We start from the raw sequence: 20,691 nt of genomic DNA on the forward strand, positions 1-20,691 counted from the left end.
TATTGGGTTTTACTTAAAAGGAATAACATGCAACAAAGCGTATGTAACGTAAGTGTATTGGTCGACGATTACGATAAAGGCATTGAGTTTTACACCCAGTCATTGGGTTTCACTTTGCTTGAGGATATTAAAAACGGCCCAGATTCTCGCTGGGTGCGGATTGCTCCAAACAATGATGCTGGCCAAATAGGTGCCGCTTTAGTGCTGATGAAAGCGGCTGTTAACCAGCAGCAATGGGTGGGCAATCAAACAGGTGGTAGTGTGTCGTTTTTCCTGCAAACGGATGACTTTCACCGTGATTATCAAAACATGCTGCAACGCGAAGTGGTCTTTTTAGAAGAGCCAAGAGATGAGCCCTACGCCACAGTGGCAATATTCCAAGACTGTTTTGGCAACAAGTGGGATTTGCTGCAACCTAAGTAATGTCATGTCTATTGCTCATTTAACCAAGGAAATATTATGATCAACGTTGGCGATACCTTACCCGAAGTGACTTTTAGCTTGCGCGAAAATGGCGAAGCTAGTAACCCCACAACCGTTGACTTATTTGCGGATAAGAAAGTGGTGTTGTTTGCTGTTCCTGGCGCATTTACACCAACTTGTTCGAATACCCATTTGCCAGGCTATATTGCTTTGGCTGACAAACTAGCGGCAAAAGGCGTTGATAGCATTATCTGTTTATCGGTGAACGATGCATTTGTGATGGAAGCCTGGGGCAAGTCACAAAACGCAGAGAACGTGACTATGCTCGCTGATGGCGGTGCTGCGTTTAGCCAAGCCATTGGCCTTGCTAAAGACACAGGCTCCTTCGGTGGCTTACGCTCTGGCCGTTATTCTATGCTAGTGGAAAACGGTGTCGTTAAGGCACTAAACATCGAAGCCCCTGGCAAGTTTGAAGTCAGTGACGCGCAGACTATGTTGGCGGCATTAAACGGCTAAATTCAGCTAGGTAATTGGCGCGGTGCAATAGGATTTAACCTAATTAGCACCGCTTCTTACCTCTTCAACGACTGCTTTTTTGCTTTTTCCATACAAGAAGTTGCATCGCATGGTAAAGGGATTGGCATGATATCCAATGAGCAGGATAAATAAGGTAAAATTAGCCATCCATGTCGTGCTAAAGCCCTGACTGCTGGCTGTCACACCAATCAGATCACTATAAGGGGCGTGGTTGACCACACTGGTTATCCAGCAGAACAAAAAAATCAATTGGAACATCTTTTGCGAATGTAAAATCATGCTGCACGTGACTGATCCCAATGGGAGTAGTAAGCAGTATCCCAGAAGATGAAGTACCGCAATAAAATCCCCTTCTATTGCAAACCTGATTAACGCACCCAAGCAACATAGGCTTGTAAATATGCTTGCCCCAAGCACTCGTGTCAGCCTTAGGGTGAGTTGATTTCGGTAGGCTGATAAAAGCCCCGCGGTGTCAGAGCGCTCATCGCATATATTTACTTGGCAAACTGTCACCACAGGAAGGAGCCAGATAATAGCCAATATGACTGTGCGTAGAATATCGAGTGAAACCAATAAAGAAACTGAACATAAGCACGTAGCAATCACCCAAAAGCTGCGGTTTAAAAGAGTGCTCAGCATCCCTAGTTCCGCGCTTAACAGTGGGTAACGTGAATTTAGAGTAAAGAGATAATTAGTGAGCGCGAAGGAACTTGATGACGTTTTTTTCGAAGTAGAACCTGTGGTGGAACGAGTTGATTTGCTCTGATATAGGAGGTGACACGAACCATTTGCTAGCTTCAACGTGATTGCGAAAACCACTAAGCCTGATAATAGCTGTAAAATAACGGGTATGAAAACAAAGGTGTCATAATTGACCCCTTGCCAATCAAATGTTTCTTGAATGCGATTCAGCTTCGATATTCCTATCGATATATGTTGGACTTGCCCTGCGGTTAGTGAGGGGGCGGCTTGCTCCATTTGCCGGGTAAATTCGCTGTGAGCGGATAATCCAAAAATATTTAAAGTACTGAGTGTCGCCCAAACGAAAAAGTAGATTAGGTTGCTATATTTACGTATTTTTTCAGGGAGAATATCAAATAATAATGCAAAGCAACTTGCCAAAATAGTGACTGGGAGTATGAGCACTAGGTAGGGCAAGAGGTACGCAGTAACATATATGGTAGTTTGCTCTTGAGCGATTAACTGTTGCAACATGGCAGCTGCTATCATCAAAGTGCCAATGATATTTAGCAGTAAAACATTGACTACAAACTTAGTGCTTAAATACTGATTGATGGTGAAGGAAGAACAGAGTAATAAGCTCTGCATTTGAGATGTTTTTTCTTGGGCAACAATACCTGATAGTAAGTAATACCCAAACAGCAGCAGGAACGAAGAACTGACTAATGCTACCGACTCCCCCATCCACGCCGAATTGTATATTCCCCGATAGCCATTAATATCTAAAACGGCGTATCCAGCGCTCGCATCAGGAAAAAGAAACAATGTCGTTGCTATCATGCAAAGACAAGCTAACCACCAGTTAGTTTTGTGGATCCTGTTGTATAAGTCTAATCGAACAATTCGCCAGAAATACCAGTTCATTTTAGTGCTCCTGCAAAGGGCAAGGGGCTGTAAAGAATAGATACGCGTCTTCTAAATTGGGGGCGGTAGAACTGGCACATTCATTAGGGGGAGTGTCGTGAATAACCCTTAATCGCGTTTTCTCGTCAAAAGATTGTGTATCACAAACTTTAAACAGGGTCTCAATTTGCCTCACTTCTGAGTTTTCCACCATGATGTCCCACACCTTGCCCTTCATATGCTGAAGTAAATTTTCAGGTGTGTTGAAGGCACAAACCTCTCCCCTAGCGAGTACTAATATATTATCTGATATCGAGGCGAGGTCAGAAATGATATGGCTAGATAAAATAATAATTTTGTCTTTGGCTAATTTCTTTAGCAGGCTGCGAAAGGCAACTCGTTCATGGGGGTCTAACCCAACGGTAGGCTCATCAAAAATAAGTATGTCGGGTGCTCCAAGCAGCGCTTGTGCGATACCGAGTCGTTGACGCATGCCACCTGAAAACGTTGAAATTTTTTGGTTTTCAAATTCATGTAAGTTGAGCGCATGTAACAATTCAGAGATATCTTGAGCTACATGCGTTCTGGCCACCTGTTTAACCGCGGCTAAATACTGCAAAAATTGTTTTGCCGTTAAATTTTCATAGACAGCAAAGTGTTGCGGCAGCAGGCCTAATCGTTGCCTGATTAAGTGCGGGCAACCTGCTACATCTTGGCCATTTAGTTGGATGCTGCCAGAGCTGGGACGCTCCAACTGCGCAATTAACTTAAGCAGAGTCGATTTGCCGGCACCGTTCGATCCGACTAATCCAATTATGCCAGGAGTTAACGTTAAGCTTATGTTATTGAGCGCTGTTTGATTTTCGTCGTACGACTTGCTTAATTTTTGTATTTCCAGCTGAACTTGTTTTTTTGGAAACCTTGCGTTTGACATATTGCATGACCTCTGTAGGTTACAGAACCCCTATTGTAGGAGCTTATGTGCTACTTCCTACTTGTTACTTTTGACAGGTTTGCAGATTAATAGTGTGATCTTTTGGTAGTTTTACTTACCATTTTTTGCTAGCTTGGTTATTAAATGAACGAGTGCTACATGCTTAATGACGCAAACGCACTCTTCGTGACTAAAATCTAAAAACATTTCCAGCAAGGAAGGGATGATGCAAGTCGAAGAATTCTACGAATTACTAGAAAGTGTAGACGAAAGTAGCTCAATTGATGCTCTAAAGGAAACTTGCGAAAGGTTCTGTCAGCTAATTGATATCCCGTTTTATTTATTGGGCGTCATCGGGCAAACATCCTCATACTCACCGACGATTAGAGTTATTTCGAATTATCCAGAGAAATGGCTCGAGTTTTACTTTAAGGAAAGTGAACAACAAAACGACCCTGTTGTTAAATACATCTTTGAAAAGCAATCTCCTATCCGCTGGGACAAACTCGTTGAGTACCAAGACTTTTCTTCTACTAAAGGTTTGCTCGTTTTCGAAAAAGCAGCGGCATATGGCTTGTACAATGGGCTAAGCATCCCTATTCGATCTACTTCTGAGAATATCGCCGTATTCAGTGTAGCGATAGATGAACGTTCCGATGCGAATAGAGTATTAGATAACGCTCAGATGTTTTGCCACACATTTGCAACGCACTTATTCGAGCGATACGTTCTGCTTGAGATAAGTGCAAGCGACGAAACAGATAGACGGGAGCTAACGAAAAGAGAACTTGAATGCTTGTTTTGGGCTTGTGAAGGTAAAACAGCCTGGGAAATTTCGCAGATAATAAATGTTTCTGAGCGAACAGTTTTATTTCACTTAGGTAACTCAAACACCAAGCTAGGCGCTATTAATCGACAGCATGCTGTCGCGCTAGCGATCAAGAAGGGCATTATTAAACCAAATATCTAATTTAAGTATAAACGATGCTCACTGTTAAATTGTTGTTTAGTCATATCAGATTCAGGACGAGCGTTAAACCTTATCCCCTTACTGAAGTGATAGCTGCTGGATATTTTCCAATCGTTATTCAGTAAGTTTATCGGTTGAGTGTTTTCGAGTTCGGTCTGGTGTAAGCATAGATAATAAATCATTTCGTCGACGAGGCCACTCACGATCATTTCTTTAGCTAAATCAGTGTGAACAATGATCAGTCCACAGGTCATCTTATGTTCGCACGCGTGTGCTAAAAGTTTCTTCACGTCCAGTAAACTATTGACAGTGTGATGTTGAACAGCTTGGTTAGCATTATTTTTTGTGTTGCTGACATTGAATGGCAAACAACCGGGCTCTTCAGCTACAAACTCCATATTGCCAACCAGCCTTTTTATATAGTTGATCGCTTCTATATCCTCATCAAACGTAGAGAAATCCGCTTCTCTGCCCGACAGATCAGCACACGTGATACAACTTATCCAAGGCCTTTTCTTTTGTTCGTTGGTCTGCATGGTTATAACCGTCCCGAGATCCATCAATGCATTGTTGATAGCAATAACGTTGATATTGTTAGAAAGAAAATTGGTTTTATGATTGTCACTAAACCTAAAATGAGCGGGGATACGCGGATACAGAATGTTGACGATACCTGCGTCGGTGGCACTTTTAACCAGTGCGTTACTATCCTTAATCAAAGCATTTGGAGGCAAGGACAAGTAAAGGTCTGCCCCGGCACCACTTGCCTTTATCTGACTCAGTAGCAGAGCTTCAGATTCCAGCTGAGTGCTTCCTTGAAGCTTTAGTATCTTGCCCTTAAGACAAAATAACCAAGCTGCGCCACAATAATGTGAAATAGACGCTGCTTTATCTATTACTAACGACAAGCAGCGAGAACGTAAAGCAAAAATATTGTTGTTCATTGCGGTATCCACTTAACTCCATTTCGATATTTTAGCTGCTTTAAATGTTTATATATCCTGTTAGATCTGACGGTGTTTTATAAAAATACTGTCAGATACTACAGGAGAAAATTATTGGAATTAGGCTAGGGACAATGATTAAAACCCTACTGTAAAATGTGATAGCTGAATTTATTGAATTTCGTTGAATATGCTTAGTTGCAAGTTAACTAAACTAGGTTCAGCGCAATGAGACAAATAAAAGTAATAGATAAAAACAATAATGAATTTGGACGTAATCCAGAGTTAATTAATGATATGTTCAAATTAAGATCTGAAGTCTTTAAAGGGCGATTAGGTTGGGATGTCGAATCTGATAAAGGCTTGGAAAAAGACTTTTTTGATAACCAGCAGCCAAGTTATATTGCTATGTTGAATGAGAGCGATGATATTGTTGGTGGATGGCGTGCAATACCAACAACAAAAAGTTATATGCTAAAAGATATATTCCCAGAGTTATTGAGAGGGGAGTTAGCACCTGAAGAAAAAAATATTTGGGAAATAAGTCGCTTTGCTATTAGTAAAAATAGAACAGGGAAATCTGCTCGAGTCGCAAGCGAAGATACAGCTGCTTTAGTAAGTTCATTTTATTCATTTGCGATTAAAAATGGCATTACAGATTATGTACTGGTAACAACCACGGCCTGTGAGCGAATTCTTCGGTATTTGGGCGTAAATATGCGCAGAATGGGAGATGGTCAGGCGATGCAAATTGGGGTAGAGAAATCTGTTGCCCTATGGGTTAAAGTGGACAACAATTTAAATATTAATCCTATTCATTAACATTATATATTCCTATACTATTGGGCGCTCGTCTTTTGTACGTCGCCCGAACATTCATCTTTTTTACTTTCCAAGTGTATTCTCATTTTCCCCGTAATAGATATCAAATATCTTAATAAATATAATCTATTGAAATGGTGTTTTAGATCATTTCTCAAACTCTCTTATGCCTTATAAAAAGGGATAGGTGAACAGTGTTGTCTGTATCCTGTTAAGCGCTTGTATTGTCATTTTTAACGGGTTAATGCCGTTCCCTAGGCTACTTTAATTAATCTACAGCTGCGCAAGCTAAGCTCGACTTCATGAACATAAGCTACTGTATACAAAAAGCTGACTGAGTTAGCTACGCCTATATCATTGAAGTAACTGTGGTTTTTTAGTAAGTAAGCGTTTACTTTTACAGCCTTTAGCGAATGATGATAAGTCAGGGTGCTGATATGTGTTTCTAAATTGAAGTGGCACAAAATATTAAAAATTATCGTTTGCTGATATACATTCGGTGGGGAAAATAAGCGTGCTGATGAGTGAAAGACTGCGCCAGGATTCAAATTATCACTGGCGCCGTATATGCTAAGCCAATGTACTTGAACTAATCAAATCAGAAGCTTGTGTAGCAGCATCCATAATTTGCGGATCGATTTTGTCATAGAGTTGATTTAACAAATCGGAGTTTGCAATCGCTGTTATATTTTCTACTTCATCTGTTTTTACAATGAAGTAATAGTTTGTCATTGAATAAAAGTGTACACCGTTTACTGAAAATGCCGAGCCTTTCATAAAGAATCCTTTTTAAATTAAGGGCGGCTTGCACCGCCAGGTCACTTATTAGCTAACAGAAACTTTGCTAGCGATGTCGTTAATGCTATTGGCTGCATGTGTCGCTGCATCAAGTAGTGCAGGGTCCACTTTGTCAGCGAGTACGTTCATAAGGTCGGTGTTTACTGCAGCAGTTAAGTCACCTAGTTCTTTTGCGTCGTATACCAGCGCATAGTCAGTGAATGCGATGAAATTTACGCCTTGCGTTGCGAAGTTAAGTTGCATGGTGTTTCTCCTTTTTTAGTGTGTGATTAGCTAACAGATACGTTGCTAGCGATGTCGTTAATGCTATTGGCTGCTTGTGTCGCTGCATCAAGTAATGCAGGGTCCACTTTGTCAGCGAGTACGTTCATAAGGTCGGTGTTTACTGCGGCTGTTAAGCTGCCTAGTTCTTGTGCGTCATATACCAGTGCATAGTCAGTGAATGCGATGAAATTTACGCCTTGGGTTGCGAAGTTAAGTTGCATGGTGTTTCTCCTTTTTTAGTGTGTGATTAGCTAACAGATACGTTGCTAGCGATGTCGTTAATGCTATTGGCTGCTTGTGTCGCTGCATCAAGTAATGCAGGGTCCACTTTGTCAGCGAGTACGTTCATAAGATCGGTGTTTACTGCGGCAGTTAAGTCACCTAGTTCTTGTGCGTCATATACCAGTGCATAGCCAGTGAATGCGATGAAATTTACGCCTTGCGTTGCGAAGTTAAGTTGCATGGTGTTTCTCCTTTTTTAGTGTGTGATTAGCTAACAGATACGTTGCTAGCGATGTCGTTAATGCTATTGGCTGCATCAAGTAATGCAGGGTCCACTTTGTCAGCGAGTACGTTCATAAGATCGGTGTTTACTGCGGCAGTTAAGTCACCTAGTTCTTGTGCGTCATATACCAGTGCATAGCCAGTGAATGCGATGAAATTTACGCCTTGGGTTGCGAAGTTAAGTTGCATAGTGTTTCTCCTTTTTTAGTGTGTGATTAGCTAACAGATACGTTGCTAGCGATGTCGTTAATGCTATTGGCTGCATGTGTCGCTGCATCAAGTAATGCAGGGTCCACTTTGTCTGCGAGTACGTTCATCAGATCGGTGTTTACTGCGGCAGTTAAGTCACCTAGTTCTTGCGCGTCATATACCAGTGCATAGCCAGTGAATGCGATGAAATTTACGCCTTGGGTTGCGAAGTTAAGTTGCATGGTGTTTCTCTTTTCGTTTTATATACGTTATCGAACGAACTAATTTTTGTTGCGATAACAAGTTATGAATGACTAACGCAAATAAGTGCGTTAGCTATCCAATTTTTTAAGCAATTGCTAGTTTCTTCCAGTCGATACAGTCATCAATCTTTTTAATCGTGTTGTGGACTGAAGTTTCGAAGCAGTTACTTTTATTCTTTATTTTTTCGTCATGAAAATAGCCAATAGAGCCGTGTTCATTCCGTTGTGAATTAACAAATTGAATTGTGTTATCAATGACATGGCCCAAACCGACTGTCTCAATTGCTTCACGATCAGTTTCAAGTGATTTGAGAACGGTCAGCAGAAGGGGAAGGTTGTACTCGTCGGCCAATCTTAGGGAGTGCCCCAGGGAATATATGAGCTTTAAATCGATGGGGTCCGCGTCAACAAAAATGTCGTCTAATTGGTCATAAATAATTCGCAAGCACATCGCTGCGACCAGCATGGTGTGATAATTTTTAGCCCACGTTTGGAACTTTTCTCCGTGGCGCTGCTTAACATCATCACCCATTCGCCCTACCGGACCTGGAATGATTGTGTCGTTTTGTATCACCTTGGCGATTTCACAAAAAACCAAGTCCAAATGCCATTCTTTGCAATGCCCAGTTAAGGCGAGGGACGCAAGTAACTCTAGCGATACGTCGAGGTCTTGCTTTGCAATATATTTTATTAGCAGGGACTCTAGAGAGCCGGCAATCCCATGGTCGAAACGCAGCCCAACATCTAAAAAGTCATGGCATTTGCGCATGCCGGTCAGATAAAACACGTTATGCGTTAAAGCGTATGCCTGGGACTCATCAGTGTGAATAGGGTCGGGTAAACGGGTGAAGTTTGACATGGCATATAGACTTTTTACTGGGAATATATGTGCTAAGTCGCCGTGGATCTGCGTAGCAAAAATATAATCCATCATGCGAAAGGGCACTAACTCCAACGAACGTGCATGTTGTGAATAAAGCTCGTCCGTAAAATAGTTTTCGTGTTCTGTGTTGTTAACCCCAAGGTGCTTAGCGACTGCAATAGGTAATCCAAAGGCGAGGAAAAGTTCGCGATTTGCTTTAGCTAATTGAAGAAATTTTTCATCTTTCAGTTGATCAAAGAATTGTTTTTCAACGATTTTGCTTTTTGATTTAATTGTATGGTTATTACAGACTAATAAATACAGAGAGTATTCGCAAAATGACTTTCTATGTAAAAATGTAGTTTCATTATCTGAAATTCTATATAAATCAAAATATTCTTTATTTTCATCTATCCAAATGTCTATGTTTTTAATTTTGTTTTCTATGTCTTTCTTAAATAATTCACTTTTCAATTTATTCATTTTGTTTCCCCTGAAATTGATGGGGTAATAATTGTTTGTTTTTTTGATTTGGGAAACTGTAAAAAGTATCAGGTTATTATTTTTGGCGTTTAATTGAGGTTAACTGATAGATCTTACAGTTCGCTTAATGTTGTCTTTGATTACTATTAACGAACTTAAATAAGGAATGACTATCATGAATAATCAAAATTTTGCAGAAAGTAGTACGACGTTAAAATACTTAGAAAAAAGAATTAATAAAATTGATAACTGGGTAGATAGAAACTTGTCATGCTTCCAACCGCTAGTCGCTGACTGCCCCAAAGGGACTGATTATCGCCGTAAAGCGTTCGGCGAAGCTGGCTTGTACATATATGTAACCGCACAATATGAAGCATTTGGATCACCAACAGCATTAGTTGAAAGCTATTGGCAAACCATCTCTTGCAACGACTACTTAGACTTAGCTAGGCGGAATCTCTCCACATATGGTCTTTATGCATTCCCTGTCGCTGTGGCAAAAAGCTTGGGCAAAAGTACTGAAAAACTAGATGCTTATTTCGAAGATACTTACCTATCTACTCATTTACGATCTATAGAACTCCCCCCTTTTCGACTGATGGATAACCTGTTTTTCGCAAAAATGTATGGGTTATCTGAAATGCCGTATTCAGTTGAAGAGGTGAATAGGTTGACCAACATGAATCGTCTGCCAGATCCGATTCAATGTGATGAAGCGCAAGCTTATGCTTTAACGCATAATATTTTTTACTTGACTGGTATGAAGGTCAATCATGACTTTCTTGGGCTTGAGCCGACGTACGGACACCTTCAGTTACAAGCTCTAGAAGCTCTTTTCGTGCGCTATATGGCAAATAACAATTTAGATTTGGCGTTAGAGTTATTGATGTGTTTGATTTTGACAGGACTTTGCAAGCGTTGGCATTTGCAGTATGCATTAGACTTGGTAGACAAGAATTCAATTGATCACACTATAGTACCGGGCCCAGGTGAGCCAGAAGGTTTCGAAAAGCTAAGTGAAACCAGTGATGAATTTCAAACGTGGGTCAAGCATTACCACACAATGCTTGTGGCGGGCATGACATTTAGACTCGCCGCGACCCATATAGATAGCATATGGGCAAGAGGCCCCTCATTATCTTACTTCGCAGCATATGCTTCAGGACAGTTGGTTAGACTGCTTAATGATTACAACTTGCCATTAGCACTGACGGTGCTCAAGACTTTAGAAGAGCAAATACCAGATATTCGGCGTTTAGATATAGAGTATATCCTCACCTTTTCTCTGCGTTTTATCGAGCAACAATGCCAAGCAGACGGCAAAGTTGGCTTTTACTATGATCAATACCACGCGTTAACGACAACGGGGAAAACTTGGGAAGAAGCCGTTGATACGATTCAAGTGCCTTTATTGAATATTCACCGCCAAATCAATTGGCAACAATTCGATGCTTTAGCAAGCTAAGGAGGCGTACATGCAACTCACCATAAAAAAGTTTAACTTTCTTATTGCCGTTATTTTTTTCACCAGTATCTCAGTGCAATGTTTATTTGCCTATATCGACATTATTAGCTTTGGGGGAGTGCTAATAGTGAGCTTAATGTGGATCCCCTTATTGGCGTGTTTATTAAGCGGAAAAAAATGCATTCACTTGATGCTAAACAGTGTGAAACGTATCGATATTAAATGGATGGGGATAGGTATTTTTACTGGCTTCGTATTATTGTTCGCAGAGCAAGGCTCTTTGTTTTTTGGGCGACTGGGACATCTAAACGATCAAGTGTATTTTTTAGATACAGTGCGCCAGCAAATCCACATAACTAATGTCGCGTTGTTGTTAGGTAACGAGCCTCAATCCTACGCTTTCTTTGCCTTTAACTTGTGTCTTACGATCACTGTTGTTGGGGTGCTAATGGCTATTTTAGTTGTGTTTCCCTTCGAGGCTTGCTGGAGAGGAGTTATCTTTCAAGAGCTATCCAATTTGGTCGGGATCCATAAGGCTCCAATCTTTGTAGGTCTGTTGATTGGACTGTGTGCCATGCCTTTAAGCCTTTTTGGTTACATTAACCCGAACTCTCCCTTACTAAGTGCTTTTATTTACATGCCGCTGTTATCCGTAGGCCTGAGTTACGTGTTAGCGGGATTAGCAATAAATACAGTCAGTGCTTGGCCTACCGCCATTGCGTTAGGTATTTATTTCATTGGTAGTCGTAACTTGTTCTTGCTGCCCGATGATGCCGGCGCAAGTATGGCGGCTAAAGGGGTTGTTCTAGCTATAGCAACACTTTGGATCAGAAGTGCATTGATCAGCCGATTTGAACAAGCGGAGCAACAAAAAGAAAATATCACCCACCAAGCGGAAGCTTGCTCCTAGCGCAAAATAAGTGGCGGGTGTGGGTATTTCAATCGGATATGTATTTTTTACGGCACAACTGTCACCTGCTACTGGTGACAGTTGTCTGTGTTGCCACGCTTTCTACTTATTCATAATCTGTCTACGCCGACAAACCGGCACTGTAGTTCACCTCCAATCAGCTTTTTTATCTGCCGATGTATTCAGTATGATAATGCAAACTCAAAGGTTACAAATTGTGAGGTCTGGTTGATCCCGCCAAGGTTGAACTGTTAGGTTAGAGGTGAATTCTTGATGGAGGACGCATGATGACATCTCATAAACAGGATCAAAATGAACATGGTATCGCGCACTTTGCCGCTTTAAAAACCGCGATTGCCAATGGCGAAGAGCAAACCGTGAAAGAGTTACTGCCCCATGGGCCGATGCAAAGTCTTGAGAAAGATTACTTGGTAGAACTGGCGGAATTAAATAATAACCGCACTATTATCAAGCTACTGCAGGATATGCCTGCAAAAGACTAACTCTGAGTACTGCACTCATGCATTTGGGTGCAGGTGTCCACTGCCTCTAATCACCAGATTAACAAAGTTGACCCACAGGCGTGAAATACTCATACTCGTTGACTTAAAGTCGCTTAGTAAAGGAGTTTCGTTTGACGCTAGTGCGCTTGTGTAGACTTGCCATAATACTTCTTGTGTTACCGCTTAACGCGAAGTTGGCGAAAGCTACCGAACTCTATGAACTTACCTTTGCGGTCAACACTCCCGGTTCTTTTCCCTATTTATATTACGACGACCCTTCACAAACGTATAAAGGGATCGTGCCGGACTTTTTTGCAAATTTAAAACGTCGAGAACGAGTAGACGTTACCTTCGTGGATTCAAACCAACAGCGAAGTGAAACATTTGTAAAAGAAGGTAAAGTCGATTTATATCTTGCGAATGTGGGCTGGGTATCTGAGCCTAACAAGGTCATTACCAGCATACCGGTTATTCAGCATAAGACCTTTTTATATAGTCTCACGCCGTTTGATGACAATTTTGACTTCGCTGTCGTTGATAGTAAGCGTGTGTGTACCCAACAAGGGTATGTTTATACTGGTTTACAAGCCTCAATCGACGCTGGGAGATTGGTCCGTTTTGAATCCTCTAGTAAAGTTACGCTGGGTTCGATGTTGGCAAAGGGCCGTTGTGATTACGCGGTGCTCAACAATTACAGTGCTAAACTGGTTTTTTCTCGCCCCGAATTCTGTGGCGTAACAATTTATCAGTCCCCAAAAGCAACTAGCACGATCCCGTTGAATATTATTATGCGCCCTGCACTACACAAGGTGAAAGCTCTCATTGATGCTGAGCTCACAGGGTTTAAAGCAAGTGGTAAGGCGACTCAATCTTTAGCAGCACATTCTTCGATTCCTCGCTTTCCAATGCAGGGTCAATGTAGCTCTGTCTAACGAAGCCATATTTTTTAATAAATATTGAAACTGCGCACCTTTGCTATTGCGCTACGCAAGCATTGGCCACATATTAAGCATTCTAATTTGGAGTGTGAAATATGTTTCGAATACTAATGTTTTTAGCCACTAACATTGCCGTTATGGTATTGATTAGTTTGGTCTTTAGCCTGTTTGGTTTTCAAGGTTTGTTAGCACAAAACGGGGTTGATTTAGACTTGCAGGCTCTGCTTGTTTACTCGGCCGTTATTGGCTTTAGTGGCTCGATCATCTCCTTGTTAATCTCAAAGTTTATGGCCAAGCGCAGTATGAATGTGCATGTGCTTGAGCATCCTGAAAATGACACTGAACGTTGGTTACTACGCACGGTTGAGCGCCAAGCAGAACAAGCGAATATCGGCATGCCTGAGGTGGGTATATTCGTGCACGCAAGCCCCAATGCCTTTGCCACTGGGTGGAACAAAAACAATGCATTAGTGGCAGTCAGTACCGGCTTACTTGAAAACATGACCCAAAGCGAAGTTGAAGCTGTGCTAGCTCACGAAATTAGCCATGTTGCCAACGGCGATATGGTAACCATGACCCTAATCCAGGGCGTGCTGAATACCTTTGTGGTGTTTTTGTCGCGGGTTATCGGACATGTGGTAGACCGAGTCGTGTTTAAAGTCGAACGGGGTCATGGGCCAGCGTTTTGGATAGTGTCGATTATCAGCCAAGTAATACTCGGCATCTTAGCATCGATGATCGTAATGTGGTTTTCACGTTACCGTGAATTTAGAGCCGATGCTGGCGGTGCAAGTATCGCGGGGCGCAACAATATGATTGCTGCACTTAAGCGTTTAAAGCAAAACCAAGATGCGCCGCCCATGCCAGAGGAAATGGCTGCGTTTGCCATTAGTGCAGGCAAGGTGCAAAAGTTGTTTTCCAGCCACCCCCCGCTGGACAAACGCATAGAGGCACTGCAGAAAGGTTAGTTATTACTCTTTTCAATTTGCACAAATGCCCTAACAGGAAAGGTGCCGACACCGGTTATTTTAGGCGGCACCGCATAAAAACGTGCACCCTGGGTGGGCACTTTATCCAAATTGGTAAGGTGCTCGCAAATCAGTACGTTATTTGCCAATAGCAAGCTATGCACTGGGCGTTTTCGGCCACGGGTATCATCAATATTGTGTGAATCAATGCCCACCAATTTGGCGCCGTTATCAAGTAGCCACTGCGCAGCTTCTTCAGTCAAATAAGCATGGTTTTCAAAGTATTGCTCGCTGTTCCAATGCTTGCTCCAATTGGTATTAATAAGCACGGCCTTATCTGCCACATCTGTCTCTTTGAAAAAGTGCAGGCCAATCTCGATGTTATCTTTTGCATCAATCACCACTGTGGATAAATCAGCCAACAGCGCTAACGACACTTGTGCAAGGTCGTCACCATCAGCGGCAAAATGAAAAGGTGTGTCGATATAGGTGCCGGTATTACTAACCATTTCGATTTTGCCGATTTGCACTTGATAGTCATCACCGTAAACCTTTTTCGATTCTTCGCGGCTTAGGTAGTCGCACATAATGGGCGCAGGTAAACCTTTGTACGTGATTAAGCCGTCGTATATGCGATGGCTCAAATCGATAAAGGTACGTTTGTTAGATTGAGGGTCAGTCAATGAGACTCCTTAGGCGGGCTAAAACCGGAAATGACAAAGTGTTCAACTTAGCATTAATTTGGGTTTTTAAAGCAAAATTCTTTATACTCCGCGCGAAATACATCCCCTAAAATAACAGGCAGTAACGTGAAGAAAGTAGACGTAGTCGTCATAGGTGCAGGTGCCGCAGGTTTATTTTGCGCAGCGCAAGCGGGCAAACGTGGGCGTAGTGTGGCAGTACTCGACCATGCTAAGCGCATCGGTGGCAAAATTCTAATGTCTGGCGGTGGTCGCTGTAACTTCACCAATATGTATGCCTCCCATGAGAACTTTCTTTGTGATAACAAGCACTTCTGTAAATCAGCCTTGAGCCAATATACTCAATGGGATTTTATCAGTCTGGTGGCCGAATACGGCATTGCCTACCATGAAAAAACCTTGGGTCAGTTGTTTTGTGATGACAGCGCTAAAGACATTCTCAACATGCTATTGAGCGAGTGTGATAAAGCAGGCGCGACAGTCACCAATCAATGTGATGTGCTGCAAATCGATAAAACAGATGCTGGCTTTACTTTGCAAACCAGTAAAGGTGAATACCAATGTGAATCGCTGGTTATTGCCACCGGCGGGCTTTCTATGCCGAAGCTGGGTGCCAGTCCTTTTGGATACAAAGTCGCTGAGCAATTTGGTTTAGCCGTTAAACCGACTCGCGCTGGCTTGGTGCCGTTCACGTTGCATGAACAAGATAAGAGTGTACTCGCCGAGCTAAGCGGTATTTCCCTTGATGCTAGCGCTAGTTGTAATGACTCTAGCTTTAATGAAAATATCTTATTTACCCACAGAGGCTTAAGTGGCCCAGCCGTGCTGCAAATATCCTCTTTTTGGGAGCCAGGCCAAGCCGTAGATTTCGACTTGTACCCCAACGGCGACCTGCATGAGGAGCTGCAAAAAGCTCAACAAAGTCAGCCGGATGTGCTGCTTAGTAATGCCCTAGCGGCGTTTTACCCCAAACGTTATGTACAAACTGTGCTGCCGTACTTAAGCATTGAGAATAAGCCCCTAAAACAGTACCAAGGTAAGAGCCTAAATGACGTTGCACAAGCCTTTCATCAATGGCAGTTAAAACCCAATGGCACTGAAGGCTATCGCACCGCAGAAGTTACGCTCGGCGGCGTAGACACCGATTCTCTATCATCAAAAACCATGGAAGCTAAAGATGTGAAAGGCCTGTACTTCATCGGCGAAGTCATGGACGTTACAGGCTGGTTAGGGGGCTATAACTTCCAGTGGGCTTGGAGTAGCGGGTATGTAGCAGGGCAGGTGGTTTGATTTTGGTCTGTCATATCCACATTACTCGGGTCAATTGAACAAGCAATATAGGAAACAACGTTGCTGTAGACTCTTCTTGGACGAGATTGTGGATCCTGACATTTATGTCATGTATGATCCTCGAATCTGAAATCACATGGAGTCAAACTTGACACTTACGCCGCCCTAGGCTTCCCCCTCTGACTATCTTCTGCTCAGTTTGATGAGCAATTTCATCGCGTCCCTCGCGAGACTTATTTTTACATAATTTTATTCTCCTCTATTTGAGGAAAACAGTTTAGGTAACTTTGCATGTTTGAACACGTAAAGAGAGATTGGCTCTCTAATATTCGTGGTGATGTGCTTGCGGGTATTGTTGTGGCATTAGCCCTCATTCCCGAAGCCATCGCCTTTTCTATTATTGCGGGTGTTGACCCCAAAGTAGGTTTATACGCATCGTTTTGCATCGCGGTCATCATTTCTTTTGTTGGCGGAAGACCCGGTATGATTTCGGCTGCCACAGGCGCAATGGCGCTCTTAATGGTGACATTAGTGAAAGAGCACGGTCTCGAGTATTTGTTAGCCGCCACACTGCTTACAGGTGTGTTACAGATTATGGCTGGCTTTTTGCGCTTGGGTGAGTTGATGCGGTTTGTATCACGGTCGGTCGTTACAGGATTTGTTAATGCTCTCGCCATTCTGATATTTATGGCGCAATTACCCGAACTGACCAACGTGACTTATCATGTGTACGTTATGACCGCCGCTGGCCTTGGGATTATATATTTGTTCCCTTACCTTCCTGTTATAGGCAAAGCCATTCCTTCGCCACTCGTGTGTATTGTTACACTGACTATTGTTGCTATTGTTACAGGGTTAGACATACGTACCGTGGGTGATATGGGAGAGCTTCCTGACACATTACCGATATTTTTGTGGCCGGATGTGCCGTTGAATCTTGAAACGCTATTGATAGTCCTCCCTTATGCCGCGGGTCTTGCTGTAGTAGGTTTGCTGGAGTCAATGATGACAGCAACCATTGTTGATGATTTAACCGACACTAGCAGTGATAGAAACAAGGAATGTAAAGGTCAGGGGATTGCTAATATTGGTGCAGGTTTGTTTGGTGGCATGGCAGGGTGTGCCATGATTGGACAGTCTATCATCAATGTAAAGTCCGGTGGTCGTGGGAGACTGTCGAGTTTTGTCGCCGGTACATTTTTGCTGTTTATGGTACTCGTGTTGGATGAGTGGCTTCGTCAGATCCCAATGGCCGCATTAGTCGCCGTAATGATAATGGTTGCAATCGGAACCTTCTCTTGGACATCTGTAAAAGAGTTAGGCAAGCACCCGCTCTCTTCCAATATTGTAATGATAAGCACTGTCGTAGTTGTTGTGGCAACACACAATCTCGCAATTGGGGTGCTAGTCGGTGTTCTGCTTGCAACCCTGTTCTTCGCAAACAAAATTGGACGGTTCATGGCTGTTAAGTCATATTACTTTGAACCTGACAAGACCCGTAAGTATGAAGTCATTGGGCAGGTATTCTTTGCTTCCTCAGAGCAATTCATTGCTTCGTTTGATTTTAAAGAGGTCGTAAATACCGTTGTGATAGATCTTAATCACGCACACTTCTGGGATATTACTGCCGTGAATGCACTGGACAGAGTCGTCGTTAAATTCCGTCGTGAGGGCGCTACGGTCTCGGTTGTAGGGATGAACGAAGCGACAGAAACTGTCGTCGATAAGTTTGGGGTACATAACGATCCGGCGGAAGTTGAAAAGCTGATGGGTGGTCACTAGGAGATAAGCGATGAGAAAAATAATGACTTGTATTGACGGCTCTGGAATGACGCCTGCTGTTGTCAGAGCGGGTAAATGGGCCGCAACCAAGCTGGCAAAGGCGTTATGCTTTCTCCATACAATAGAGAAAACGCATCAACATGGCGCTGATGATTATACGGGGGCTATTGGTCTTGGTGCACGTTCTTCATTGTTAGAAGAGATGACCAAACTGGATGAGCAAAAGAGTAAAGTTGCGCTACAACTTGGAAGTGAACTACTTGAATCAGTCGTGTCTGATGCGCGTTCAACAGGCATAGAAACGGTGGAGTCTATGCAACGCCATGGCGATATTGTTGAGGCGATAATTGAGGTCGAGAGCGAGATCCGTTTGATTGTTATTGGCCGTAAAGGTGTGGATCACGACAACGAATTTAAAGCCATTGGCTCTCACCTTGAGACACTGCTGCGAACAGTATCCCAGCCAGTGCTCATTGTTCCTGAAGAGTTCTCGCCCCCTACGTCATTTATGATTGCTTATGACGGACGTGAGTCTGCTGATAGGGCGTTGCAAAAAGTGCTGGATGGCGGCCTCTTGCATGGTATTGATTGTCATTTGGTGGCGATAAAAAATAATGAATCCGGTCTTAAAGCTAAGTTTGATAGTGCTGCATCGCAATTAGCAGAGCGAGGCTTAAATGTGGCTACTGCTTTTCTAGAGGGCAATATTAAAGAGGAGCTGTTGAAATATCAGAAAGCGAATAACATTGAATTGTTAGTCATGGGGGCATTTGGTCACTCAAGATTGCGACAACTTTTTGTTGGTAGCAATACGTTAAAAATGCTGGAAACAACGAATATCCCGCTGATTGTTTTACGATAACCTACTCAGTGCGCAATAAGCATAGTTATTGCGCACTGCTTGCTCATCCTATCAGGCGCTAACTGTGACTAGCGCCTTAACCCAGCTACTTCTATTCGCTCTATGCGTTTGTGAACTCGACTACGCCTCCGCTTGGCCCGTTTTACATGATAAATATCATGTACCGCCTTATGCAGTCTCCATGCTTTACAACAATGTGTTCGTGAGTCTCAAGCATCTCGGCGAGGTGCAACAGATTCAGGCCATAGCATTCCTCAAATGCACAAATAAAACATTCACAGAACACGGTTAAAGATAACCTTCAATTCCCCTGGGTCATTAGCGACTACGACAGAATCGTTTAGTGCATACAAAATAAGCTGTAGTAGCTTGCATCTAATCTGACGGTTTCGAGTAATAGGTTCGGATTTCATCAGACAAGCAGCCATGTGCGATCACTGAACTTGAATGAACTACGCCGCGCAGCTTAGGTTAGCGAGTGGTGCACTTTGGAGTCGAATTCGCGAGTACCACTAGTACCAAACCCCACTAACTGGCACTACTACTTTGAGGGTTAAGCCATTATCACCAATAGATAATTACTCTTAGTCATGAAGTTGATATTTCGATTAAAACGACTAAATTAAAAAGTAGTGTATTCTTAAGGTTTGTGGTTGTTATATGTACTATTTATTCTGCTTCTTAGGCTTTATTGGCCGCAAACGTACTGCGTAATCAGGGAATAAACACTACGATGTTTTTTACGATCCCCTTACTATCAATGGCTATATTTAATTACCTAGAAAGGCTTTGTTTGTTTTACACGCTGAATAAGAAATTGCTGTGTATGGCTGTGCAGTGTGTACTCTTATTATTTTATAATGGTGATGCACTCGCCGAACCCGTAACAACCATTTTATACCCTAAGCCACTGTCAGTAGATGATCATCGTCCTATTTACCCTGTGCGGTTATTAGAGCTAGCGATAAGCAAATTGGGCAAACCTTATAGATTGAAACCGAGCAAAGGGTTAATGAACCAAAGTAGAGCACTGCGTATGGTCGGTACTCAAAATGCGCCTGATATTGTGTGGACCATGACCAGCAAAGAGCGAGAAGAGGCTTTCGAGCCCGTTAGAATTCCTATTTATAAAGGCTTAATTGGTTGGCGTTTATTTTTGGTTCATGCCGGAAACGAGAGACGATTTGAGCAGATCAATAGTTTAGCTGGTTTACAAAAATTCACTGCAGGGCAAGTACACGATTGGCCAGACACCTATATTATGAACAGCAGCGGGATAGATGTGATGTCGTCTTCTATGTATGAGCGCCTGTTTGTGATGTTAGACGGTGAGCGATTCGATTTTTTCCCGCGTTCGCTTATCGAAATCTGGAGTGAATTAGATGCTAGACCTCAATACAACCTTGCAGTGGAGAAACGCTTATTGCTGCGTTATCCCGCTGCGCTTTATTATTTCGTTAATCCGAATAATAAGGAACTTGCTGCAGACATAGAGCGTGGTTTACAAATCGCCATTGAAGATGGCTCCTTTGACCTGATGTTTGAAAAGCACAATCAATGGTTAATTGATAAATCTAATTTGTCTGAGCGAATTGTGATTGATTTACCAAACCCTTTACTGCCTGCACGCACACCGTTGAAAAATGCCGCTCTTTGGTATCAAATTGAACCGTAATTTAATGCTACAATCTGACT

General features: G+C 42.6%; 24 protein-coding genes. 13 read left to right on the forward strand and 11 right to left on the reverse strand.

Annotation, left to right across the window (positions count from 1 at the left end; genetic code table 11):
* Positions 1-27: 27 nt before the first annotated feature.
* Together AC0VYA_RS01760 and AC0VYA_RS01765 are read left to right on the forward strand one after the other, a co-directional pair.
* A complete protein-coding gene (locus AC0VYA_RS01760) occupies positions 28-423 on the forward strand; it encodes a VOC family protein (RefSeq protein ID WP_011573283.1) in 396 nt (131 codons plus the stop codon).
* Positions 424-459: 36 nt separating this feature from the next.
* On the forward strand, positions 460-939 hold the full coding sequence (locus AC0VYA_RS01765) for a redoxin family protein (protein ID WP_475489870.1): 480 nt from the start codon (positions 460-462) through the stop codon (positions 937-939).
* Positions 940-978: 39 nt separating this feature from the next.
* On the opposite strand, the gene AC0VYA_RS01770 is transcribed toward AC0VYA_RS01765, so the two are convergent.
* Entirely contained in the window at positions 979-2,565 is a 1,587-nt protein-coding gene (locus tag AC0VYA_RS01770; protein ID WP_475489871.1) for a hypothetical protein, read from the reverse strand.
* 1 nt (position 2,566) lies between these two features.
* The gene (locus tag AC0VYA_RS01775) at positions 2,567-3,478 is read right to left on the reverse strand and encodes an ATP-binding cassette domain-containing protein (protein WP_475489872.1); all 912 of its coding nucleotides are present in this window, start codon (positions 3,476-3,478) and stop codon (positions 2,567-2,569) included.
* 223 nt (positions 3,479-3,701) lie between these two features.
* Here AC0VYA_RS01775 and AC0VYA_RS01780 point away from each other — a divergent pair, with 223 nt between their 5' ends.
* On the forward strand, positions 3,702-4,448 hold the full coding sequence (locus AC0VYA_RS01780) for a helix-turn-helix transcriptional regulator (protein ID WP_011573287.1): 747 nt from the start codon (positions 3,702-3,704) through the stop codon (positions 4,446-4,448).
* Here the strand turns inward: AC0VYA_RS01780 and AC0VYA_RS01785 are convergent.
* Entirely contained in the window at positions 4,445-5,392 is a 948-nt protein-coding gene (locus AC0VYA_RS01785) for a hypothetical protein (RefSeq protein ID WP_475489873.1), read from the reverse strand. The two genes, AC0VYA_RS01780 and AC0VYA_RS01785, sit on opposite strands and share 4 nt — an antisense overlap.
* A 228-nt stretch (positions 5,393-5,620) precedes the next feature.
* Between AC0VYA_RS01785 and AC0VYA_RS01790 the strand changes: the two genes are divergently transcribed.
* Positions 5,621-6,214, forward strand: coding sequence for an acyl-homoserine-lactone synthase (locus AC0VYA_RS01790; RefSeq protein WP_011573289.1), 594 nt, complete (start codon positions 5,621-5,623; stop codon positions 6,212-6,214).
* Positions 6,215-6,784: 570 nt separating this feature from the next.
* Here the strand turns inward: AC0VYA_RS01790 and AC0VYA_RS01795 are convergent.
* From AC0VYA_RS01795 to AC0VYA_RS01825, 7 genes are all read right to left on the reverse strand, one after another.
* A complete protein-coding gene (locus AC0VYA_RS01795; RefSeq protein ID WP_011573290.1) occupies positions 6,785-6,991 on the reverse strand; it encodes a hypothetical protein in 207 nt (68 codons plus the stop codon).
* A gap of 48 nt (positions 6,992-7,039) precedes the next feature.
* Positions 7,040-7,255, reverse strand: a complete 216-nt coding sequence (locus AC0VYA_RS01800; RefSeq protein WP_011573291.1) for a hypothetical protein — start codon at positions 7,253-7,255, stop codon at positions 7,040-7,042.
* Between the two features lie 26 nt (positions 7,256-7,281).
* Positions 7,282-7,497 (reverse strand): hypothetical protein, encoded by a 216-nt coding sequence (locus tag AC0VYA_RS01805; RefSeq protein WP_475489874.1) that lies wholly within the window; start codon positions 7,495-7,497, stop codon positions 7,282-7,284.
* Positions 7,498-7,523: 26 nt separating this feature from the next.
* Positions 7,524-7,739: a hypothetical protein gene (locus AC0VYA_RS01810; RefSeq protein WP_006994693.1), complete on the reverse strand. Its 216-nt coding sequence runs from the start codon at positions 7,737-7,739 to the stop codon at positions 7,524-7,526.
* A 26-nt stretch (positions 7,740-7,765) separates the two neighbouring features.
* Positions 7,766-7,969 (reverse strand): hypothetical protein, encoded by a 204-nt coding sequence (locus tag AC0VYA_RS01815; protein ID WP_475489875.1) that lies wholly within the window; start codon positions 7,967-7,969, stop codon positions 7,766-7,768.
* A 26-nt stretch (positions 7,970-7,995) separates the two neighbouring features.
* Positions 7,996-8,211 (reverse strand): hypothetical protein, encoded by a 216-nt coding sequence (locus tag AC0VYA_RS01820; RefSeq protein WP_011573295.1) that lies wholly within the window; start codon positions 8,209-8,211, stop codon positions 7,996-7,998.
* A gap of 106 nt (positions 8,212-8,317) precedes the next feature.
* Entirely contained in the window at positions 8,318-9,577 is a 1,260-nt protein-coding gene (locus AC0VYA_RS01825) for a DUF6895 family protein (RefSeq protein ID WP_475489876.1), read from the reverse strand.
* 175 nt (positions 9,578-9,752) lie between these two features.
* Here AC0VYA_RS01825 and AC0VYA_RS01830 point away from each other — a divergent pair, with 175 nt between their 5' ends.
* The 5 genes from AC0VYA_RS01830 (at position 9,753) to htpX (ending at position 14,361) form a co-directional block, all read left to right on the forward strand.
* Positions 9,753-11,042, forward strand: coding sequence for a DUF6895 family protein (locus tag AC0VYA_RS01830; protein ID WP_475489877.1), 1,290 nt, complete (start codon positions 9,753-9,755; stop codon positions 11,040-11,042).
* A 10-nt stretch (positions 11,043-11,052) separates the two neighbouring features.
* Complete coding sequence (locus AC0VYA_RS01835; protein WP_475489878.1) at positions 11,053-11,952, forward strand: hypothetical protein; 900 nt, start codon at positions 11,053-11,055, stop codon at positions 11,950-11,952.
* Positions 11,953-12,239: 287 nt separating this feature from the next.
* Complete coding sequence (locus AC0VYA_RS01840) at positions 12,240-12,455, forward strand: hypothetical protein (protein WP_475491017.1); 216 nt, start codon at positions 12,240-12,242, stop codon at positions 12,453-12,455.
* Positions 12,456-12,595: 140 nt separating this feature from the next.
* Positions 12,596-13,387 (forward strand): substrate-binding periplasmic protein, encoded by a 792-nt coding sequence (locus AC0VYA_RS01845; RefSeq protein ID WP_475491018.1) that lies wholly within the window; start codon positions 12,596-12,598, stop codon positions 13,385-13,387.
* A 101-nt stretch (positions 13,388-13,488) separates the two neighbouring features.
* Positions 13,489-14,361 (forward strand): protease HtpX, encoded by an 873-nt coding sequence (htpX, locus tag AC0VYA_RS01850; RefSeq protein WP_011573301.1) that lies wholly within the window; start codon positions 13,489-13,491, stop codon positions 14,359-14,361.
* Here htpX and AC0VYA_RS01855 read toward each other — a convergent pair.
* On the reverse strand, positions 14,358-15,044 hold the full coding sequence (locus AC0VYA_RS01855) for a cyclase family protein (RefSeq protein ID WP_475489879.1): 687 nt from the start codon (positions 15,042-15,044) through the stop codon (positions 14,358-14,360). The two genes, htpX and AC0VYA_RS01855, sit on opposite strands and share 4 nt — an antisense overlap.
* A gap of 126 nt (positions 15,045-15,170) precedes the next feature.
* Here AC0VYA_RS01855 and AC0VYA_RS01860 point away from each other — a divergent pair, with 126 nt between their 5' ends.
* The 4 genes from AC0VYA_RS01860 (at position 15,171) to AC0VYA_RS01875 (ending at position 20,671) form a co-directional block, all read left to right on the forward strand.
* Positions 15,171-16,352: a BaiN/RdsA family NAD(P)/FAD-dependent oxidoreductase gene (locus AC0VYA_RS01860; protein WP_475489880.1), complete on the forward strand. Its 1,182-nt coding sequence runs from the start codon at positions 15,171-15,173 to the stop codon at positions 16,350-16,352.
* A 291-nt stretch (positions 16,353-16,643) separates the two neighbouring features.
* Positions 16,644-18,134 carry a SulP family inorganic anion transporter gene (locus AC0VYA_RS01865; RefSeq protein ID WP_475489881.1) on the forward strand — a complete coding sequence of 497 codons (1,491 nt, stop codon included), beginning with the start codon at positions 16,644-16,646 and terminating at the stop codon, positions 18,132-18,134.
* Positions 18,135-18,144: 10 nt separating this feature from the next.
* Positions 18,145-18,996 (forward strand): universal stress protein, encoded by an 852-nt coding sequence (locus AC0VYA_RS01870; RefSeq protein ID WP_475489882.1) that lies wholly within the window; start codon positions 18,145-18,147, stop codon positions 18,994-18,996.
* Between the two features lie 826 nt (positions 18,997-19,822).
* The gene (locus AC0VYA_RS01875) at positions 19,823-20,671 is read left to right on the forward strand and encodes a hypothetical protein (RefSeq protein WP_473477746.1); all 849 of its coding nucleotides are present in this window, start codon (positions 19,823-19,825) and stop codon (positions 20,669-20,671) included.
* The last annotated feature ends 20 nt before the right edge of the window (positions 20,672-20,691 follow it).

The sequence above is a fragment of the Paraglaciecola sp. QJM3NY_14 genome, from assembly GCF_056173245.1.

What these genes read in the sequence shown, in the direction of transcription:
- AC0VYA_RS01760 (WP_011573283.1), top strand. Translation starts at nt 28, where the DNA reads ATGCAACAAAGCGTATGTAACGTAAGTGTATTGGTCGACGATTACGAT.
- AC0VYA_RS01765 (WP_475489870.1), top strand. Translation starts at nt 460, where the DNA reads ATGATCAACGTTGGCGATACCTTACCCGAAGTGACTTTTAGCTTGCGC.
- AC0VYA_RS01770 (WP_475489871.1), bottom strand. Translation starts at nt 2,565, where the DNA reads ATGAACTGGTATTTCTGGCGAATTGTTCGATTAGACTTATACAACAGG.
- AC0VYA_RS01775 (WP_475489872.1), bottom strand. Translation starts at nt 3,478, where the DNA reads ATGTCAAACGCAAGGTTTCCAAAAAAACAAGTTCAGCTGGAAATACAA.
- AC0VYA_RS01780 (WP_011573287.1), top strand. Translation starts at nt 3,702, where the DNA reads ATGATGCAAGTCGAAGAATTCTACGAATTACTAGAAAGTGTAGACGAA.
- AC0VYA_RS01785 (WP_475489873.1), bottom strand. Translation starts at nt 5,392, where the DNA reads ATGAACAACAATATTTTTGCTTTACGTTCTCGCTGCTTGTCGTTAGTA.
- AC0VYA_RS01790 (WP_011573289.1), top strand. Translation starts at nt 5,621, where the DNA reads ATGAGACAAATAAAAGTAATAGATAAAAACAATAATGAATTTGGACGT.
- AC0VYA_RS01795 (WP_011573290.1), bottom strand. Translation starts at nt 6,991, where the DNA reads ATGAAAGGCTCGGCATTTTCAGTAAACGGTGTACACTTTTATTCAATG.
- AC0VYA_RS01800 (WP_011573291.1), bottom strand. Translation starts at nt 7,255, where the DNA reads ATGCAACTTAACTTCGCAACGCAAGGCGTAAATTTCATCGCATTCACT.
- AC0VYA_RS01805 (WP_475489874.1), bottom strand. Translation starts at nt 7,497, where the DNA reads ATGCAACTTAACTTCGCAACCCAAGGCGTAAATTTCATCGCATTCACT.
- AC0VYA_RS01810 (WP_006994693.1), bottom strand. Translation starts at nt 7,739, where the DNA reads ATGCAACTTAACTTCGCAACGCAAGGCGTAAATTTCATCGCATTCACT.
- AC0VYA_RS01815 (WP_475489875.1), bottom strand. Translation starts at nt 7,969, where the DNA reads ATGCAACTTAACTTCGCAACCCAAGGCGTAAATTTCATCGCATTCACT.
- AC0VYA_RS01820 (WP_011573295.1), bottom strand. Translation starts at nt 8,211, where the DNA reads ATGCAACTTAACTTCGCAACCCAAGGCGTAAATTTCATCGCATTCACT.
- AC0VYA_RS01825 (WP_475489876.1), bottom strand. Translation starts at nt 9,577, where the DNA reads ATGAATAAATTGAAAAGTGAATTATTTAAGAAAGACATAGAAAACAAA.
- AC0VYA_RS01830 (WP_475489877.1), top strand. Translation starts at nt 9,753, where the DNA reads ATGAATAATCAAAATTTTGCAGAAAGTAGTACGACGTTAAAATACTTA.
- AC0VYA_RS01835 (WP_475489878.1), top strand. Translation starts at nt 11,053, where the DNA reads ATGCAACTCACCATAAAAAAGTTTAACTTTCTTATTGCCGTTATTTTT.
- AC0VYA_RS01840 (WP_475491017.1), top strand. Translation starts at nt 12,240, where the DNA reads ATGACATCTCATAAACAGGATCAAAATGAACATGGTATCGCGCACTTT.
- htpX (WP_011573301.1), top strand. Translation starts at nt 13,489, where the DNA reads ATGTTTCGAATACTAATGTTTTTAGCCACTAACATTGCCGTTATGGTA.
- AC0VYA_RS01865 (WP_475489881.1), top strand. Translation starts at nt 16,644, where the DNA reads ATGTTTGAACACGTAAAGAGAGATTGGCTCTCTAATATTCGTGGTGAT.
- AC0VYA_RS01870 (WP_475489882.1), top strand. Translation starts at nt 18,145, where the DNA reads ATGAGAAAAATAATGACTTGTATTGACGGCTCTGGAATGACGCCTGCT.
- AC0VYA_RS01875 (WP_473477746.1), top strand. Translation starts at nt 19,823, where the DNA reads ATGGCTGTGCAGTGTGTACTCTTATTATTTTATAATGGTGATGCACTC.